At 41.4% G+C, this 17,377-nt stretch carries 18 protein-coding genes and 3 pseudogenes; 16 read left to right on the plus strand and 5 right to left on the minus strand.

The features are described 5' to 3' along the window. Positions 1–162 precede the first annotated feature (162 nt). A complete protein-coding gene (locus tag ACYRY3_RS44380; RefSeq protein ID WP_460208226.1) occupies positions 163–501 on the minus strand; it encodes an element excision factor XisI family protein in 339 nt (112 codons plus the stop codon). After that, the gene (locus ACYRY3_RS44385) at positions 489–614 is read right to left on the minus strand and encodes a hypothetical protein (protein ID WP_460208227.1); all 126 of its coding nucleotides are present in this window, start codon (positions 612–614) and stop codon (positions 489–491) included. The genes ACYRY3_RS44380 and ACYRY3_RS44385 overlap by 13 nt, the downstream gene beginning before the upstream one ends. 536 nt (positions 615–1,150) lie before the next feature. Between ACYRY3_RS44385 and ACYRY3_RS44390 the strand changes: the two genes are divergently transcribed. Beyond that, positions 1,151–1,531 (plus strand): hypothetical protein, encoded by a 381-nt coding sequence (locus tag ACYRY3_RS44390; protein WP_460208228.1) that lies wholly within the window; start codon positions 1,151–1,153, stop codon positions 1,529–1,531. Positions 1,532–1,806: 275 nt separating this feature from the next. Here ACYRY3_RS44390 and ACYRY3_RS44395 read toward each other — a convergent pair whose 3' ends face one another. Then, positions 1,807–2,016 (minus strand): TOBE domain-containing protein, encoded by a 210-nt coding sequence (locus ACYRY3_RS44395; RefSeq protein WP_460208229.1) that lies wholly within the window; start codon positions 2,014–2,016, stop codon positions 1,807–1,809. A 387-nt stretch (positions 2,017–2,403) separates the two neighbouring features. On the opposite strand from ACYRY3_RS44395, the gene ACYRY3_RS44400 reads away from it, so the two are divergent. The 14 genes and pseudogenes from ACYRY3_RS44400 to ACYRY3_RS44465 all read left to right on the plus strand — a co-directional run bounded on the left by ACYRY3_RS44400 (position 2,404) and on the right by ACYRY3_RS44465 (position 13,768). Continuing rightward, positions 2,404–4,278: an iron uptake porin gene (locus tag ACYRY3_RS44400; protein ID WP_460208230.1), complete on the plus strand. Its 1,875-nt coding sequence runs from the start codon at positions 2,404–2,406 to the stop codon at positions 4,276–4,278. 196 nt (positions 4,279–4,474) lie between these two features. Beyond that, a complete protein-coding gene (locus tag ACYRY3_RS44405) occupies positions 4,475–4,738 on the plus strand; it encodes a hypothetical protein (protein ID WP_460208231.1) in 264 nt (87 codons plus the stop codon). A 115-nt stretch (positions 4,739–4,853) separates the two neighbouring features. Continuing rightward, positions 4,854–5,162 (plus strand): type II toxin-antitoxin system VapC family toxin, encoded by a 309-nt coding sequence (locus ACYRY3_RS44410; protein ID WP_460208317.1) that lies wholly within the window; start codon positions 4,854–4,856, stop codon positions 5,160–5,162. A 48-nt stretch (positions 5,163–5,210) separates the two neighbouring features. Beyond that, a pseudogene (locus ACYRY3_RS44415) lies at positions 5,211–5,332 on the plus strand (2Fe-2S iron-sulfur cluster-binding protein); the annotation flags it as partial. Positions 5,333–5,381: 49 nt separating this feature from the next. Continuing rightward, on the plus strand, positions 5,382–6,269 hold the full coding sequence (locus ACYRY3_RS44420) for a helix-turn-helix domain-containing protein (RefSeq protein ID WP_460208232.1): 888 nt from the start codon (positions 5,382–5,384) through the stop codon (positions 6,267–6,269). 194 nt (positions 6,270–6,463) lie between these two features. After that, entirely contained in the window at positions 6,464–6,880 is a 417-nt protein-coding gene (locus ACYRY3_RS44425) for a hypothetical protein (RefSeq protein ID WP_460208233.1), read from the plus strand. 392 nt (positions 6,881–7,272) lie between these two features. Further along, a complete protein-coding gene (locus ACYRY3_RS44430; RefSeq protein ID WP_460208234.1) occupies positions 7,273–7,497 on the plus strand; it encodes a hypothetical protein in 225 nt (74 codons plus the stop codon). Positions 7,498–7,509: 12 nt separating this feature from the next. Then, a complete protein-coding gene (locus ACYRY3_RS44435) occupies positions 7,510–7,815 on the plus strand; it encodes a hypothetical protein (RefSeq protein WP_460208235.1) in 306 nt (101 codons plus the stop codon). A 153-nt stretch (positions 7,816–7,968) separates the two neighbouring features. After that, entirely contained in the window at positions 7,969–8,331 is a 363-nt protein-coding gene (locus ACYRY3_RS44440) for a hypothetical protein (protein ID WP_460208236.1), read from the plus strand. A 292-nt stretch (positions 8,332–8,623) separates the two neighbouring features. Then, positions 8,624–8,815 (plus strand): annotated as a pseudogene (locus ACYRY3_RS44445) (PIN domain-containing protein); the annotation flags it as partial. A 358-nt stretch (positions 8,816–9,173) separates the two neighbouring features. After that, entirely contained in the window at positions 9,174–11,009 is a 1,836-nt protein-coding gene (locus ACYRY3_RS44450) for a glycoside hydrolase family 15 protein (RefSeq protein WP_460208237.1), read from the plus strand. Positions 11,010–11,158: 149 nt separating this feature from the next. Further along, positions 11,159–12,145, plus strand: a complete 987-nt coding sequence (locus ACYRY3_RS44455) for an ABC transporter ATP-binding protein (protein ID WP_460208238.1) — start codon at positions 11,159–11,161, stop codon at positions 12,143–12,145. Position 12,146: 1 nt separating this feature from the next. Continuing rightward, on the plus strand, positions 12,147–12,965 hold the full coding sequence (locus ACYRY3_RS44460) for an ABC transporter permease (protein WP_460208239.1): 819 nt from the start codon (positions 12,147–12,149) through the stop codon (positions 12,963–12,965). Positions 12,966–12,967: 2 nt separating this feature from the next. Next, positions 12,968–13,768: an ABC transporter permease gene (locus ACYRY3_RS44465; protein WP_460208240.1), complete on the plus strand. Its 801-nt coding sequence runs from the start codon at positions 12,968–12,970 to the stop codon at positions 13,766–13,768. A 146-nt stretch (positions 13,769–13,914) separates the two neighbouring features. On the opposite strand, the pseudogene ACYRY3_RS44470 reads toward ACYRY3_RS44465, so the two are convergent. Then, positions 13,915–14,079, minus strand: a pseudogene (locus ACYRY3_RS44470) (MFS transporter); the annotation flags it as partial. A 207-nt stretch (positions 14,080–14,286) separates the two neighbouring features. Between ACYRY3_RS44470 and ACYRY3_RS44475 the strand changes: the two are divergent. Continuing rightward, a complete protein-coding gene (locus ACYRY3_RS44475) occupies positions 14,287–14,766 on the plus strand; it encodes a hypothetical protein (protein ID WP_460208241.1) in 480 nt (159 codons plus the stop codon). 161 nt (positions 14,767–14,927) lie between these two features. On the opposite strand, the gene ACYRY3_RS44480 is transcribed toward ACYRY3_RS44475, so the two are convergent. Beyond that, a complete protein-coding gene (locus ACYRY3_RS44480; protein ID WP_460208242.1) occupies positions 14,928–17,153 on the minus strand; it encodes a GumC family protein in 2,226 nt (741 codons plus the stop codon). Positions 17,154–17,377 lie beyond the last annotated feature (224 nt).

A 17,377-nucleotide genomic window follows, 5' to 3' on the forward strand; every position in this document is an offset into this window, starting at 1 on the left:
ATCTAATTTTGCTGAGTTTAATGCAATCATAACTACCACATTTTGGGTGGCGACAAGCAAAGGGCGAAGAAACGAGAAACCCCGTCCGTATCTTAAGTTATCTATAACTCAAGCATGGGCGGGGCTAGCTGCTGCTTTAATTTTTTATCTGGAAGTACCTTATTACCCAACCGCAAATTCTGTATGTTCTCGTTGTTCAAGCGATCTAAAGCCCAAGACAATCTTCTCTTTAGGAATTCCAGCAGCAACTAGGTCAACAGCAATACCCTCTTCTGTACCATCGTGCTGAATCCAAAGCTTATTATCAATAATATCAATGTGCAATAACGTTCCATAGATGCGATAACCGTTTTGCCAGCCAGTTTCTACTAAAAGGTAACGATTTCGCTCTCTATCAAACACCAGTTCGACTTGAACTTCCTCGTCGTTACCCAAAAAATCAGCATAGTCTTGCAGAATTTTGATAATAATATCGCCATACTGGGTGTTCAGTGAATCCATCGGGCGATCGCCTCCTTAATAGGATCGAAGGTAACTAAACTAATAATGGCATCTTCAATCAGGGTTTGACCTGCTTCTTCTTCAAAGACTGTTCTATAAGTGTTTTCACTCACCGCAAGCTACAGAACATGTTCTGGATAGTAGCGTTTCAACAATCGAGCATACAAAACAAACTGACCTACAGCTTCTTCTAATAATAAGGGTTAATAACCCAAGTAACGGAATTGTCTTCAAGATTCTGCCTCACACCAAAAATTAGAGTGAACGCACTTTATCCAGAGATACCGATAGAAATGCGATCGAGATACTGTTAATGTCGCCTAATATACATCGTTAGTTTTGTATATCTTTATATAATTACCAGCAAAGTTGGTAAAAATCAAGTCCAACTGCATTACCAATTTTATTGGTAAAATGAGATGATTGATACAGTTTTGTGAAACTAATTCAGTTTTGATAGTGGTTAGGGGGCTGGTTATGTCTTCTATTGAGATATACCAACCAAAAGTTTCTTCTGTTGACTTTAGGCTTGGGTAGCCACTCTGCATTAACTTAAAAAGGTTGGTAGTTAGCGGTTAATAGTTAGTAGTCGAATCTTATTAATCACTAACAAGTAACGTTCTTACAATTCTTGACCCAAATATTCAGTATGGCATTTACACTAACAAACTCCAATTGGTATGAGCAAGAGCTCGTTGAAGAATTCATCACAATTATCAATAAATCTTTTCCAGAAGTACGGGCATTGCTCAAATACTGCTCTGTGCAACTCGTCCAATCTTTCTGGGGACAATCTCAGGAACACTTTTTACCTTACATCGCGATTTATTGTCCAAATAGTTTGTTCTTATCTGTTAAGGCACAAATCTCTGTATTTCGACAAGTTGTAAAATATCTGGGACTGGCTGAGGTTGTCTGTTTAAATGCAACACGCTTGCTGCAAGATCCCAAATCAACGCTTAAGCATGATAACCCCCAGCTGTGGTTGGAGTTGCAATGGATTACAGCTGAATCAGCGAACATTCAATAAGGTGCGACTCAAATGTATTGCTGACATAAATGTCGGAACGGACATTTTCTTTAAGAGAGTTTTCTCTTAATTCGGACATCGTGTCTGTAGGACATAGTTTGCGAAGGAGGAAACTAGAGCTAGTTAACCGGGATGGTAGACCTGTCTATAGTACTTGTCCTCCTCGCAACTTCTCTCCGTACAGAACAGTCTTCTTAGCCTCTATGTTTTGGAAGCTTTAGAGTTCTACCGGGTAGCTTTTAAGGTGACTGAAAACGATCTCAAAGATAAAGCTATCAATCAATAGCAACCATGACATCCGAAGATTTGATGATGGCATATGCTGTTTTACCTTCAGTCAATTGCAGTTTCTCTGCTGATGACTTTGTAATAATTGCTGTCACTTCTACTCCAGGAGCCACTTCCAGAATGACCTCTGTGTTAACAGCTCCTGCAACAACTTTCTTGACAGTCGCTTTCAGAGAGTTACGAGCACTAACTTGCATGGCTTTTTTGCCCCCGATACCGATAATGTTAACTGAAATATATTACTAGCTTACGCTAGCTTTAGAATTCACTATGTTAAAGTTGATACTTGTTATTTTTACCATATTTAATCTTTTCTTAAAGTTTAAATAATGATATTAATTATTGCTCGTGTTCCAGCAGACGAATTAAATAGAAAGGATGAAGGATAAAGGATAAAAAATTGGTTGATAGATAGATACTTGCTTCTTAATTTATATGTTAGTTTTATTTTATACTTAAAACTTTATACTTCATCCTTAAACAAGGTTTATTTGTAACGTTGAATACATTTTGTTTACCAACTTTGCTGGTAGATATATTTATACCAGTGAAGCTAGTGTTATTGTATAAACGGTGTGAGGCAAATGTCTAGTTTTGTTCGGAACTCGTTCTCGTTTTGGCTACCTGCGATTCTATTAGGAATGAATGCAAATGCTATCCATGCAGCATCTGTAAGTTCATTTGGACATGAAAGTCAGGAAATCAGCAATCCATTGACTCAAACACAAACTCAAGGAGTCTTAGTTTCTCAAGCACTGGGACAGGATGGTGTGTCTGAATTCGTAAAGCCAAGTCGCGATCGCCAACAGAAGCAGATTCAGGATTACGACAATACAAATCCAAATTCTTTAAAAAGTCAAGTCACCTCTGTATCGCAACTTTCTGATGTGCAACCAACAGATTGGGCTTTTGTTGCTTTGCAATCCTTAGTTGAGCGTTATGGTTGTATTGCGGGGTATCCAAATGGAACTTACCGAGGCAATAGAGCATTGAGTCGTTATGAATTTGCAGCTGGTCTTAATGCCTGTTTGGATAGAGTGAACGAGCTCATCGCTACAAGCACAGCCGATGCAGTGAGAAAGGAAGATTTAGAAACGCTTCAAAGACTGCAAGAAGAGTTCGCTGACGGGCTCAAAGAAATACGGGGACGAATAGATGGATTGGAAGCTCGTTCTGCTGTATTAGAAAGCCAGCAATTTTCTACGACGACAAAATTAAATGGAGAGGTCATCCTTACTCTAGGTAGTGTATTTGGTGATGAGAGAGCATTAGACTCTGACCGATGGAGAAGAATTGAGGCTACTCCTACAGGACCACAGCGAGAAGCAGTTAGGGCAAATGAATATGCACAGTCGGGAGGACGCGAGCTTCAGGATAATCCCATTCTTGCCAATCGCGTCCGCCTAAATTTAGTCAGCAGTTTTACAGGAAAAGACCAATTGTTTACTCGTTTGGAGTCAAATAATACGACTCCCTTTAGTGGGGCAGTCACAGGTACTAATATGACCCGTTTGGGATGGGATGGTGACACTCAGAATGACATTTTGTTGGGAAAGCTCTATTATCGCTTTCCTATAGGGGATAGATTAAACATTATTGTTGATGCTATTGGTGGAGAATTTTTTGATAACTTCAACACCATCAACCCCTTTTTCTCATCAGCACCACAAGGGGCTGTATCCCGCTTTGGTCGCTTTTCTCCTATTTACCGCGCTAGTAATACCGGTTCTGCTAGTAACACGGGTTCTGGTGTGAGTGCTATTTTTAAACTGAGCGACTCTGTCACTTTTTCTGCTGGGTATCTTGCTAGAAGAGGCAACGATCCGGGTGCGGGAAGGGGTTTACTTGATGGCAGTTACGGAGCTTTAGCACAACTCACCTTCGAGCCTAGTAAAAATTTTACCCTCGGTTTGTCCTACGCTCACTCTTATTTTAGCGGTACAAATAATGATGTGACAGTATCAGGTGCATATGGCAGTACTTTTGCCAACCAGCCCTTTGGTGCTAACGTTGCAACTTCAGCTAACCACTATAGTGTAGAAACAAGTTTTCGCCTTCACCCCAAATTTGCTCTTTCTGGTTGGGTGGGGTATACTCAGGCGATCGCAGAAAATGGTAGTAGTTTAGCGACAGTCAACACAGGTGACAAAGCAGACATTTGGAACTGGGCAGTTACATTAGCCTTCCCCGATCTAGGTAAAAGAGGCAACCTTGGGGGTATTATCTTTGGTCAACCTCCGAAAGTCACAGAAAATGACTTTGGTCCATCCAACCCCGGTCCTACAACTGCTCGTCGTGAGGACAGCGATACTTCTTTTCATCTAGAAGCCCTGTATCGCTATCAGTTGAATCGGAATATTTCTATTACACCTGGTGTCATCGTTATCTTTAATCCAGAACATAACAGTAATAACGATACTATCTATACGGGAGTCATCCGTACAACATTTCGGTTCTAAAACAGAAAGAGTTTAAGGGCTTCCAGATAAAAAAATATCCAACTTTCTCTTGTGGTGCGGGCTTCCAGAGAGCCACTTGTATAGAACGGGCGTCCTCGCCCGTTCTATTTGATATAATTATCTCATCGCTTGCTGCAGCTTTCTTCTATTTTAGAGTAAGATTTTTACCCTTCTTTGAGGAGGATAGGGAACGTCTATGAATATTCAGCTTGTCGAATCTTTAGCCAATGCAATCAAAGCTTTGTCCCCTGAGGAACGAGAGTTATTGAACCAAAAATTAACACATCAATCGAATTGGCAAAACTTACGTTCAACAATTATAGCCAATGCTCAAGCCATTCAGCAAAGGCGTAGTGGTCAGCCCTTTGAACCGGATATTGATGAATTTTTTCATCAAATGCGAGAAGAAAGAGATCGAGAATTGATGGCTCTTTGGTTTTCTAATAAAGAAAAATCATGACTATACGATTGATTTGTGTGGATGCTAATTTCGTAGTTAAGTTAATCAACAGTTCTTTAGAAACATCACCTCAACTACATTATGGGATACATGGGAGCAAACCCAGACCAAGATTATTGCTCCCACCCTCTTATGTTACGAAGTTACAAATGTATTTTATCGAATGAAACTGGCAAAACAATTACTGGATACAGAAGCCCAGCAATGTCTTAACAATGCTCTGAATTTATCCATTCAATTTTATGGCGATCTCCAACTGCATCAACAAGCCTGGGAACTCGCGCAACAATTTAACCTCCCTGCTGCTTATGATGCTCATTATTTAGCATTAGCTCAAAGATTTCAAGCAGACTTCTACACAGGTGATAAACGACTATTTAACACGGTTCATTCTGCTTTACCTTGGATTCATTTGGTTGAATAACCATAGACCGTCCCGAAATATCATTGTAACGAGCGATCGCCTCATGTTGCTCTGCGAGAGCGATTGGGCCTCACAGGCACGAAAAAAGGTGCGAGCGCGGTCAATGTGGTGCTTGTACGGTATTAGTTGAGGGAGAACGAGTCTACTTCTATCACGCGCTAGCCATCATGGGTTATACTGGCTTGAATTAATACATAAGACTAAGTGAGAAGATCGGGCATGACATACATAAGCTTAGATGTGACAACAGTAGGAAAGCTAGCTGAAAGCCTTCCTTCCCCACCAGTGCTCACAAGTCAACAAGCCAACTGGAATTATGTTTTTCTTGCTGATTACAAACATCCTGGTGCAGAACTTAATGAACCTGCGATTCCATTTCATGTATTGGAAGTAATGGATAATACTTCACAAGTACCGCATGAACGCCGCCTTGGGGAAAAGTTTTTGTCTCATCCCATTTGTCAGGGTGAAATTTTTTTATGTCCAGCTCAAACCGAGCAGTGGATTGCCTGGAAGAAAAAATTAAACTTCTCACTACTGGTGTTCGATCCTTTATTTATTGAACAACTAGCTTTAGAAGTAGAAATTTCTCAGGCGATTGAATTTCGACCACAATGGCAAGTTTTTGATCCTGTAATTCAGACCATCACGAATGCCCTCAAAGCTGACTTAGCAGCTGGATGTCCAGTAGGTTCATTATACGGTCAAAATTTTGGCACAGCTCTGGCAACACATATAATCACGAAATTTGCGGTGCATAAGCTAAAGGTGCCTAAATACCGTGATGGAGTGCCACATCGGAGATTACAACAAGTCCTAGAGTATATTGAGGCAAATTTAACTGAAAAAATTCAACTGGAAGACTTGGCAAAAGTTTCAGGAATAAGTGTGTTCTATTTCTCACATCAGTTTAAGCAGTCAATGGGGATACAGCCCCATCAGTACCTGCTTCGACGACGGGTAGAACGTGCCAAACAATTACTCAAATGCTCAGACTATAGCATCACCAGAGTAGCGGCAGAATGTGGTTTTGCCAATCCATCTCATCTTAGCCGTTATTTCTACAAGTTAGTTGGGGTGACTCCCGGAGAGTTTCGCAACCAATAGCAAGAATGTATTGAAACTCAGCAATAATATGTTCGCCTATGTCAAGTTAGATTTAATACGATTTCAATTATTCAACCCTAGAAAATTCATTATTAACAAGTGTCTGAGGTTATCCAATTGAATTTAATTATCTTTAATCTCCGAGCCAACTGTCGGCGTAGACTTCAGATGAACGACGTTGCTTTCGCAGCCCTATGCCATTGATTGCTGTTACACGCTTACGTTTGCGGTTTCGCCGCTATCTACCTTCATTCATCGTCTACACCTTGCTGTCTATATGGCAGGTTAAACGCGCACCTGGTAATCTCGGTATTAGTTTGTTAATTGATACCAAGCTCACATTCTGGACGCGAACTGCTTGGCAGAGTGAAGCAGCCATGTATGCGTTCACGCAAGCGGCAAGTCACGCTCAGGCGATGCAGAAGCCGATCGAGTGGTGTGATGAAGCATCCGTCGTGCATTGGAGACAAGAGACACCCGTACTTCCTGATTGGTATGAGGCACACCGCAAGATGGCTGCAAAGGGACATCGCTCTCATGTCAGGCATCCTTCGGCAGCCCACATTGCTTATGAAATTGCTGCTCCAAAGACTTTTATTAGCATTTTTTAAGCAAGTAACCGAATTAAGTAGTAGCAACTCAATTCAGCCAAAACCAATCTAGATACAAATCATAGGAATTTGGGACAAAATTAAGAACTTTATTAAAAAATCTATTTCAATAGGTTTTTTAAATGAATGTCCTAAGTGTGGTGCTTCTGACGACACTCCTACAAAATTTGACAAGATTAAAGGTTGGGAAATTTCAGTATTGATCCCGAATCATAACCCTAGTTTTCCTAAGAAAAAGTTAAGTACAGTTGCAGTTGTGAAGTATGTAGTCACAAGTGGACAAAAACAAAATCTGTTATCCACTAAATATGTCAGATTTCACTACTTTTAACTCAATTGACACAGATAAAAGTACAAACATAGCAAAATTAGACAAAGACTAAGAGGCAGTTATGAATAGAAAAGCATTCACTGTTACAAACAGTTGGGGTAATTGTTATATCCGTGTCAAGAGCATTGCTACAGGTAATCGTTATGATGTTCGCTATACAAGTCAAATTGGTGCTGATGATGGAGATACTGTCAGCGTTCTTATCGATGACAACGATAACTGGAAAACAATCATCAACGAGCGAACAGGTAAGTCTGCCACTGTGTCAAGCGTTAGCCGTGTATAGGTTAGATTTAGTATGTTTTTACTAACAATCAACGCTTTTGGAATTTTATGGGCTGCTATTCAGTGGGGAATTGCAGGAGTTTGTGCAGCTTTATTAGTCTTATTACCAGTCTTCATAATCTCTGTATCTCTAAGCAATTCTGACAACATAGCACAACGAATTACAGCATTTGTGGTTTCCGGAATTATTTTAATTGCAATTTTGATTGGAGGGCATATTGAGTATGACAAGCAGCTAAAAGAGCAGAATAAATCTTCACATTTATTGACTCAAAAGTCAGTTTCACTTCACTCTAATATTGTTGATTTAAAAACCTAAGCAAGTTACCTGGGAGAGACAAACCATGCCAGGAACTAACTTTATTTATCAGACTGCTAGGGGTGCAGCCTAGGGCAAAGTGGCTTCACGATGGCTAAGCAAGAGCCGTAGACCGAAAACTTTTCAAACCTAAGAATTAACAGAGTTATCTTTATGGCAGCATCTAACAAGAGACAAGCTAGAGAGCAAGCACGTTCAGCTATCAATAAATGGGCTTTAGGATTTGCAAGTGTAGCTTGGATTCCAGGTTCCCACTACGTAATGACTGGAGGCGATGTAACAATGGTCATCCAAGTCGGGTCAATTTTTGATGTTGATATGGATAGAACTAGTGCTGGAGCCGTTTTTACTACAATAGCAGCTCCACTCATTGGTAGTAAAATTGCCCACTCATTCCTTGACTTCGTTCCAATCTTTGGCTGGGCAACAAAATCAGTAGTAGCTGCAGGAGTTACGAAAGCCGTTGGTGAAGCGCTTATTGCCTATTTCAATGATTGCTCAAATCTTCCTGAATAATTCTATTGCTGAACCCTCTTTTATCACTTTCACGAGAGAATAATCTAGAATGCTTACACCGTAAAACTTTGTACCAAAAATCTTGATTTTAGCCATTTTGGAACGAAAATAAACGCTCAAATGCTCACCCTGTCTAGAGTTAAAAATTTGGCTTTTATTTTTCTTTTCCTAGAGTGACAGAAGAGGGTTAATTTTACAGTTATCCCGAATCGTAAATTTCCTTGTACCAGCTCAATAAATCCGGGTCAGCATTAATTCTAGGATTTACAAACTGTACAAATTAATCGTCATATTGTCAGCACAGTTTCTTGCACGCAGTAATCTTCCTCCCAAAGCTTCCAACGATGCGGTTCACATCGCTGCAGCAACTGTTCATGGGTTAGATTACCTGCTAACCTGGAACTGTAAGCATATTGCAAATGCTCAAATTCAAAGAAAGCTTGCAGCAATCAGCCTTGATTTTGGATACGAGTTACCAATAATTTCAAATTCAGCACGAGTTAAGCGTTTGCCACTTTCTAAGGGTGGAATGGGGGTAGAACGCGCAGGCTGCTGCAACACCAGGAGCGACCTCTAGACAATGAAGGAGATGGATTCATTTTAGCAGCTGTACTATGGCTCAAACGAATAAGGCAGCCTTCTTATGTGATATCAGATAACATCTTACCTAGAGGACACAATTGCGATACGACGAGTAAAACGCATAAAATATGCCTCAATAAATTTCTACGGAAAAACCCCTGATGTTTATTTGTATGTTTTGATAGTTTACCAATAAAGTTGGTAAAGATCAAGTTACCTACATTTTGGTAAAATATGTATATATACTTATTTAATTTCTAATGGAATATCAACCAATCGAAAACTACGGTATTGTTGGAAATATGCATACAACAGCCTTAGTAGGATTGAATGGGTCAATTGACTGGTTCTGCTATCCTCGGCACGACTCCCCTAGTATTTTTGCAGCTATACTTGACTCTGAAAAAGGGGGTCATTTCCAAATTATGCCTCTAGTCGAGGGGCTGACTTGCAAGCAGTTTTACTGGCCCGAAACCAATGTTTTGGTCACTCGCTTCCTCTCATCCCACGGCGTTGGGGAAATTGTTGATTTTATGCCTGTTGGGTTAACCTCGGATAAGCGTGGTTACCATTGCCTAATTCGGCGTGTAAGGGTAATTCGCAACATGATGGATTTTCGCATGAAGTGTTACCCCGCTTTCAACTATGCTCGCGATCGCCATCAAACAATCATTACAGATGGGGCAGCTATCTTTAAGTCTCCAGACTTGACTCTTGCACTGGTAACAGAAGTGCCCCTGCAACAAGACGATAAAGGGGTGTTTGCAAACTTTACTCTTGAAACTGGGCAGGAAGCTGTTTTCGTACTGAAACAATACCATCCAGAGTCGGGTTGTGGCTTACCAGTAAATCAAGACGAGGCACATGAACTTTTCAAACAAACAGTTGATTACTGGCGTCGTTGGCTATCAAAGTCTAAGTATAATGGACGCTGGCGTGGAATGGTAGAGCGTTCAGCACTAGTCTTAAAGCTGCTTACCTATGAACCTACTGGAGCGATTGTAGCCGCTCCTACTTGCGGTTTACCAGAAGAAATCGGTGGAGAACGCAATTGGGACTACCGTTATACATGGGTTCGAGATGCTGCTTTTACATTATATGGATTACAAAGAATCGGTTTTACTGAAGAGGCAGCCCAATTTATCGATTGGCTATCATGTCGCTGTCATCAACTCAAGACTGATAGCCCTTTAAATGTCTTGTACGGCATAGACGGGAACAAAAATCTCAATGAAGAAATTTTAGAGCACTTAGCAGGGTACAAAGGTTCTTATCCTGTACGGATTGGCAATAGCGCTTATAACCAACTGCAGCTAGACATATACGGTGAGTTTATAGATGCAGTATACCTTTATAATAAGTATGGCTCGCCAATCTCCTATGAACTGTGGAGTTACTTAAGAGATATCCTCAATTGGTTATGTGACAACTGGCAACGGGAAGACGAAGGTATTTGGGAAACGCGAAGCGGACGCAAACACTTTGTTTACTCAAAACTGATGTGCTGGGTAGCGTTGGATCGCGGTATCCGTTTAGCTGACAAGCGTTCTTTCCCTGCAGATCGAGAGCGATGGCTGACGGTTCGCGATCGCATTTATGAAGCAATCATGACTAAAGGATGGAGTGAGGAGCATCAAAGCTTCGTGCAATATTACGGCAGCGATACACTAGATGCTAGCAATCTCATTATGCCTCTGGTACTCTTTGTTTCTCCCAATGACCCTCGTATGCTCAAGATGCTTGATGCAATCAATCGACCACCAGAAGCAGGTGGGCTAGTCTCCAATAGCTTGGTATATCGATATAATCTGGAGAATGGTAGTGATGGTCTGAGTGGTAGAGAAGGAACCTTTAATCTCTGTAGTTTTTGGTTGGTTGAGGCTTTAACTCGGGCAGGGCGAACAAATCCCGCCCTACTTGACGATGCTCGACTAAAGTTTGAAGAAATACTGAGCTTTGCCAACCACTTGGGGCTTTATGCTGAACAAACAGGCGCAAGTGGGGAAGCTCTGGGAAATTTTCCTCAGGCTTTTACTCATTTGGCATTGATTAGTGCTGCATGGAATTTAGATAAGGCACTGGAGCGGGCAGAGTAGTGTTGGGTAAAATACGGTTTTTTTTAAGTTTTTTATGATACGTTTTTCGAGGGAGATCCAACTAATAAATCTAGCCCAGCCATGATTGCAAGGTGGGTTATGTATTAAAGTCCGTCTGATTTTCCTAATTAACTATACAATACCAGTATATGTCTCAAATTGTTGTCGAGAACCTCAAGAAAACTTTCTTTGTGTCTGAGCATGCCTCTGGGTTTTTTGGCTCAATTAGAGGACTTGTGCAACGAAAAACCAGAGAAGTCCATGCATTGAAAGGGATTTCGTTCTCAATAGAACAGGGAGAGATTGTAGGCTACATTGGTCCAAATGGGGCTGGTAAATCGACTACCATTAAAATTCTCAGTGGTATCTTAGTACCTACAAGTGGAAAATGCATTATTGAAGGACGGACACCCTGGAAAGATAGAATCCAGCACGTTAGTCGTATTGGAGTGGTGTTTGGTCAACGAACGCAACTATGGTGGGATCTCCCGGTAATTGAGTCTTTTGATTTGCTTCGGGATATTTATCGCGTTCCGCAATCTGAGTATCAAAAAACACGGGAAGAGATGATTGAGCTTCTTGACCTCTCAAGCTTTCTCTCTACCCCTGTCAGGCAATTAAGCCTGGGTCAAAGAATGCGATGTGATTTCGCTGCAGCAATGCTTCATAAACCTGATATTCTTTTTCTTGATGAACCCACAATAGGACTTGATGCGGTTTCAAAACTGGCTGTCAGAAAATTTATCAAAGCTCTTAATCAAAGCCATAAAGTGACTACTATCCTGACTACCCACGATATGGATGATATCGAAGCATTGTGCGAACGTGTCATTCTTATCGGTGGCGGTGAAATCCTTTGTGATGGTTCTCTTGCAACGCTTCGTTCTCAAGTTTCCTCTCGTCGGTACTTAAGAATAGACCTCAAAAACGATGAGTTCTTTTTTGAGGAGGATGGCGTGCGTACTGTCTCACAGGAGGGTCGCACTGTAACTCTTGCCTTCGATCCAATCAAAATTTCTGCTGCATCTTTAATTAGCAAAGTTACCTCAAATCACGAAGTAGAAGACCTGTTTGTGGAAAACCCACCGATTGAGGAGATAGTTGCTGAACTTTATGCAAAGTCTGAGGTAGTTTGATATGATAGCTTATTGGTCTCTTTTTGTTGCAAGATTTTCACTCCTACTACAATACCGTGCTGCAGCTTTGGCAGGGATTGCAACGCAGTTTTTTTGGGGCTTTGTGAAAGTCATGGTTTTAGAGGCATTTTTCACCCATGCAACCTCTGCTCAACCTATGACTTTTCATCAAGCTGTGGCATATGTGTGGTTGGGACAAGCGTTTTTGATAGCGATCGTTCCTTGGGGAGGCGATCGCGAGGTTCAAAATTTAATCCGTTCTGGGGCGGTAGGATATGACTTGCTCCGACCCACTGACCTCTATACTTTCTGGTTTACTCGTGCTCTGGCGTTTCGCACAGCACCCCTTATACTTCGTGCTGTTCCTCTGATTTGCGTCACAACTTTTCTTCTTCCCTCAATCGGACTTTCTAAATGGTCGCTTTCATTTCCACCCTCATTTGCTTCCCTCGTTGCCTTTTTTCTCTCCTTGATTGGTGCAATACTTCTATCCTCTGCATTGACGACGCTTCTTACTGTATCGATGATGTGGACGCTGTCTGGCGAAGGAGTTAATAGTGCCCTCCCCGCTCTTGTTACCATTTTTTCTGGTATGCTTGTTCCCTTACCACTTTTTCCTGAGTGGATTAAGCCTCTGTTAAACGCATTGCCCTTCTCTGGACTTGTAGACCAACCTTTTCGCCTATTTACCGGTCATCTCCAACCAAATGCGCTGCTGTACGTGTTGCTTCATCAAGTTGTTTGGATATTGATTATTGTTCTTCTTGGGCGTGTGCTTGTCAACCGTGGTATAAAAAAGCTGGTCATTCAAGGGGGATAACTGTGAATGCTTTTTTTCTTTACTTCCGATACATTTCTGTATCTTTCAAATCCCAGATGCAGTATAAAGTGTCTTTCTTGCTGCAAGTTTTAGGGCAATTTCTAAACACTGGAATTGAATTTTTCGGAATTTGGGCACTTTTTACTCGTTTTAATAGTATTGGTACATGGAATCTTTCTGAAGTCGCTCTCTTTTATGGAATGGTCAATATTTCTTTTGCCTTTGCTGATGCACTTGGACGGGGTTTTGATACGTTTGATAGGATAATTAAGAGCGGAGATTTTGACCGTTTACTCCTTCGTCCACGCACCACAGTACTTCAACTTTTGGGTACAGAATTTACATTGAAAAGAATAGGCCGATTTTCTCAAGGAATCATTGTTATCGGCTGGTCGCTGTCAACTCTCCACATTCCTTTTAATCTTAAAACATTGTGGCTTTTGGGTACATCATTTACTGGTGAGGTTGCACTGTTTGTCGGTATCGTCATTATGCAGGCAACACTTACATTCTGGACAATTGAATCCCTCGAAATGATGAATATCCTTACCTATGGAGGAGTTGAAACAGCTCAGTACCCTTTTGGAATTTATAGCAAGTGGTTTCAGCGGTTCTTCACTTTCTTTGTACCGCTTGCCTGCGTGAACTATTTTCCTCTCGTTGCCGTACTGGGAAAAGAAGATACTGTTTCAATGCCTTTGTCGCTCTGTTTCCTCTCTCCTATCGCAGGTATTTTCTTTCTTTTCGTTGCTCTTCAGCTTTGGAAAATAGGAGAGCGACATTACCGCTCTACTGGTAGCTAATGGAATTTCGAGCTTACGGTATCAGAACTTGGTCATCCGTGATTGGCTCCTTGCGGAAACAGGTGAAATCATTGACAAATCGTACAAAATCCCCATTAAGGCACTACCTATGAACCAAGCTCATCCATAACCGATTAACTAATCGTCAGATCTCCGAAACCAGCTACTAAACCCACTACAGTTCCGCTTGCTCCTAAAAATCCAAGGTATGCCCCTGTGATGCTACGTGCCCCTTCATAAGTTGCATCGGCGCACAAACTCACAAAACTAAGTAGAATCACAAACTTCAAAGCTGCTATTTTCTGTGGCATACCCTGACATCTTGAAATAAATACCCAATCAGTTTATCCTAACAATAGCGTTGGGATTAGCGGGGAAGCGCTTCAGAAAATTTTTCAGTACAAAGTTAACCATTAGTGAATTTTGCAATGTGCATATTTTTGTGGTTTTGTAGCCTATTTCGCGTTAAAATTATTACCCTTGGCTTGGTTAAATAGCAAATTTTCTGCCTAATTACTATGGTTCAGTACACTCTTGCCCAAAGCCCAGAAATCGTTCTTAGCGTTCCTGGAAAAGATTCAGCAAAAGCCCGTGAGAAAGCAATGGATCAGTTGATGAAACTGATGGATGATGGGAAGTTACCCACAGAATTAGAAGATGGATTTGGTCCGCAACAATTGATTGAGGTGAAAGAAACACCAAGTGACACCACAAATGATGAGGACGCCATTTCACAAGCTGTTCAAGTTTTGAGCAATTTAGCAACTCTCAAACTCAAAGTACAGGAGTCACGCACTGAAGCACTGGAGGTTCGTAAAGCAGTTGATGTCTTATTCTCAGATAAAACCGTCACTGAGGAGGAGATTACTCGTCTCAAGGAAGGTTTTAAAGTTTTGAAGAATTATGCCCAAGCTAATCTACGTTATCAAGATGCACGAGCAAAAGCAGAAGAAGCTCGACAAATTTTAGATCGCGCTTTGAAGTCACCAGACAAGTGATTGCTATTGCTTCTAATACAGTTGTTATGGGGTAGGAATCTTGCCTGTTTCATACGCTGACTATAAAAATCCTACTTGATTTTGGCAACATAGGTGGGGTGGGCAGTTGTTCAATTGGTGGGCACTGCCCACCCTACATTACTACTTCTGCCCGAATTGAGCTAAGACCGTTTCGTATCTTTTACAGAAGATCTTGACTGGGAACTGATGGAGTCTAACTCTTCGTCATCGTCAATTCGTTCAACGCTCATGCTCTTGTAATACTGTTGATAGTAGCTGTAAGAAGTTGTGGTGACATCCTTAGATTTGTTAGCTACCACCCCTAAAATCGGTGTGCCGGATACTTGGAGTTCCTCTAGTGCTTGCTGGAACATTGTACGTTTGAGCTTGCCCAATCCAGCAACCAGTACAAGACCATTGGTGTTGGCTGCTAGCAAGTTAGCATCTGCAAAACCCAGTAGAGGTGGAGTATCATAAATTACTAAATCAAAAGTGGCTTGCAGCTCGTTCATTAAATCCTGCATTTTTCGAGATGCTAACAGCCTGATTGAGTCAGGGGGAGTCGGACCAGCACTGAGGACAAACAGGTTATCTTCGAGGGGCGATCGCTCGATCACATTGTTCCAGTCTAAATCTTGTGCAATGATATCGGTGAGCCCTTGAATATTCATCAACCCCACACGACTGTGTATGATGGGAAAACGTAAATTGGAATCCACCAGTAAGACTCGATGACCCATTGCTGCAGCTGCAAGGGCTAAGTGTATTGCAACAGTCGTCTTTCCATCTTCTGGTCCCGGTGAACTGATAACTAACGAACGTATGGGAGTATCTGAACCCAGTAGAAGAATATTAGTATAAAGAGAGCGAAAGACTTCAAAAAAGGAGGCTCTAGCTGCTTGTTGAAGTTCTCCAGCTGCTTCTTGCCAAGCCATTGCTCCAAGTTCTTTCCTTAAAGGAATGACACCTAAGAGTGGCAACCTAGTAGCTTCTTTGAGGTCTTTGGAAGAATAGAAGACATTGCTGAGCTTATCTACCACTAAAGCTGCACCTGTACCCAGTAGCAAACCTAACAGCGTTCCCAATGCTAAGTTACGTTTGGTACTATCTTTGACAGCCTCTGGATCTGTCACTTCTTGTAACTCGGGATCGAGTAATTTCCATGATGGTAGCGTTTGAGCTTTCTCAATTTCCAAAGCTTGTTGCTTACTGATAAATTGTGTCAAACCCTCATTAGCAATCTTTAATTGCCGCTGAATATTATCGTGATCCCGGCTGATAGTTGCTAAACTTCTCAGGTATTGATTGAAAGAATCAATTTTCTCCGCCAAAGATTGGTCACGTGCTTGAAGTGCGCGGATGCGGCTTTGATAATCTCTTCTTACCCGGTTTTCTTCTGCAGTTAGCATCGGAAGCAAGTTAGCTTTTTGTTCCCGTAAGAACTGCATACTTGGGTTTTGATCCGTATACTTAGCTGCCTCTTTGTTAATTTCAACTTCCACGGTTTGAAGCTGGTCTAATATCTTTTGATAGCGAACATTTTCACTCAACACGGAGTTACCAGCCCTCTCTCCAGGTCGTTGCGCTAACTCCCTTTGTAAGTCTTGATAGCTAGCTAGCATTTGTTCTAGCTGTACCTTATTTTCTACTCGCTGTTGTGTCAATGCAGTAATTTGGGTAGAAATTTCTTGAGCTTTCTGCGTTGGATCGACAAAGTTATTTTTTTGTCGCAGCATTCGCAGCTTTTCTTGCCATGCTTGAACCCGAATCTCTAGAGGCTTTCTTTGTTCTTCAACAAACTGAATTGCCTGCTTGACTTCATTTTGCCGTTCTTCCAAACTATACTTTAAATAACTATCTTTTAGTAAAGTTAAAGTATCCCGAACTAACTCTTCGTCCGGGCTTGTGAATTCGACTTCTAAAATATTTTGCTGTTTCGATTCTATTGTTAGAAGGCTGTAGATAAATTTGTAATCCAACTTTGGATACTTAGTTTTATACTTAACCTCAAGCTTTTTAACAACTGGATCTAACATCCCACGGCTCTTGAGAACTTGAATCGTGGTTGTAACTGGTTGTTGTACTTGTTCGGGAGGTGCGATCCCTTCTTGAGCCCCTAGGGTTTGGGGGACATTGGCTATTGCCCGACCCTCTCCAGTAACAGGTTTGGTTAAAATCTCAAACTTGCCTTGATACACTGGAGGGTCTGTTTCTGCCTTCATCACTGCGGCTGTTGCCACTACGCCTGTTACACCAGCAATCAATAATGCGCGACGACGAAGAGTCGATCCTACTTGACCCAGATTCAACCCACCTTCTTCTTCATTATTGAATTGGCGTGTGTAGGTTTGTGACAAAGAATGAGAATATTGTTCTGACTTCAGCATAGGCTTGATAAATTTTAAACCTTCTAGTTATACGCAGTCACACCTTGTATCAAATTTACTCAATTGATTAACTGTATCTCACTCCCAAATTGTTCAACACACCGGGTAAATCAACCAATCTAATAGCTAACGTCATAGTTCTGATAATCGTCAGACTACTTGAGTATTATTAAAAGCCAAGCGATAAATTTGTCACCCTGTCTGAAGTCGCCGAAAGAAATGCT

This window comes from Scytonema sp. NUACC21 (assembly GCF_054684315.1).

What these genes read in the sequence shown, in the direction of transcription:
- ACYRY3_RS44475 (WP_460208241.1), top strand. Translation starts at nt 14,287, where the DNA reads ATGGTTCAGTACACTCTTGCCCAAAGCCCAGAAATCGTTCTTAGCGTT.
- ACYRY3_RS44455 (WP_460208238.1), top strand. Translation starts at nt 11,159, where the DNA reads ATGTCTCAAATTGTTGTCGAGAACCTCAAGAAAACTTTCTTTGTGTCT.
- ACYRY3_RS44425 (WP_460208233.1), top strand. Translation starts at nt 6,464, where the DNA reads ATGCCATTGATTGCTGTTACACGCTTACGTTTGCGGTTTCGCCGCTAT.
- ACYRY3_RS44435 (WP_460208235.1), top strand. Translation starts at nt 7,510, where the DNA reads ATGTTTTTACTAACAATCAACGCTTTTGGAATTTTATGGGCTGCTATT.
- ACYRY3_RS44395 (WP_460208229.1), bottom strand. Translation starts at nt 2,016, where the DNA reads ATGCAAGTTAGTGCTCGTAACTCTCTGAAAGCGACTGTCAAGAAAGTT.
- ACYRY3_RS44380 (WP_460208226.1), bottom strand. Translation starts at nt 501, where the DNA reads ATGGATTCACTGAACACCCAGTATGGCGATATTATTATCAAAATTCTG.
- ACYRY3_RS44390 (WP_460208228.1), top strand. Translation starts at nt 1,151, where the DNA reads ATGGCATTTACACTAACAAACTCCAATTGGTATGAGCAAGAGCTCGTT.
- ACYRY3_RS44420 (WP_460208232.1), top strand. Translation starts at nt 5,382, where the DNA reads ATGACATACATAAGCTTAGATGTGACAACAGTAGGAAAGCTAGCTGAA.
- ACYRY3_RS44480 (WP_460208242.1), bottom strand. Translation starts at nt 17,153, where the DNA reads ATGCTGAAGTCAGAACAATATTCTCATTCTTTGTCACAAACCTACACA.
- ACYRY3_RS44405 (WP_460208231.1), top strand. Translation starts at nt 4,475, where the DNA reads ATGAATATTCAGCTTGTCGAATCTTTAGCCAATGCAATCAAAGCTTTG.
- ACYRY3_RS44450 (WP_460208237.1), top strand. Translation starts at nt 9,174, where the DNA reads ATGGAATATCAACCAATCGAAAACTACGGTATTGTTGGAAATATGCAT.
- ACYRY3_RS44440 (WP_460208236.1), top strand. Translation starts at nt 7,969, where the DNA reads ATGGCAGCATCTAACAAGAGACAAGCTAGAGAGCAAGCACGTTCAGCT.
- ACYRY3_RS44430 (WP_460208234.1), top strand. Translation starts at nt 7,273, where the DNA reads ATGAATAGAAAAGCATTCACTGTTACAAACAGTTGGGGTAATTGTTAT.
- ACYRY3_RS44460 (WP_460208239.1), top strand. Translation starts at nt 12,147, where the DNA reads ATGATAGCTTATTGGTCTCTTTTTGTTGCAAGATTTTCACTCCTACTA.
- ACYRY3_RS44400 (WP_460208230.1), top strand. Translation starts at nt 2,404, where the DNA reads ATGTCTAGTTTTGTTCGGAACTCGTTCTCGTTTTGGCTACCTGCGATT.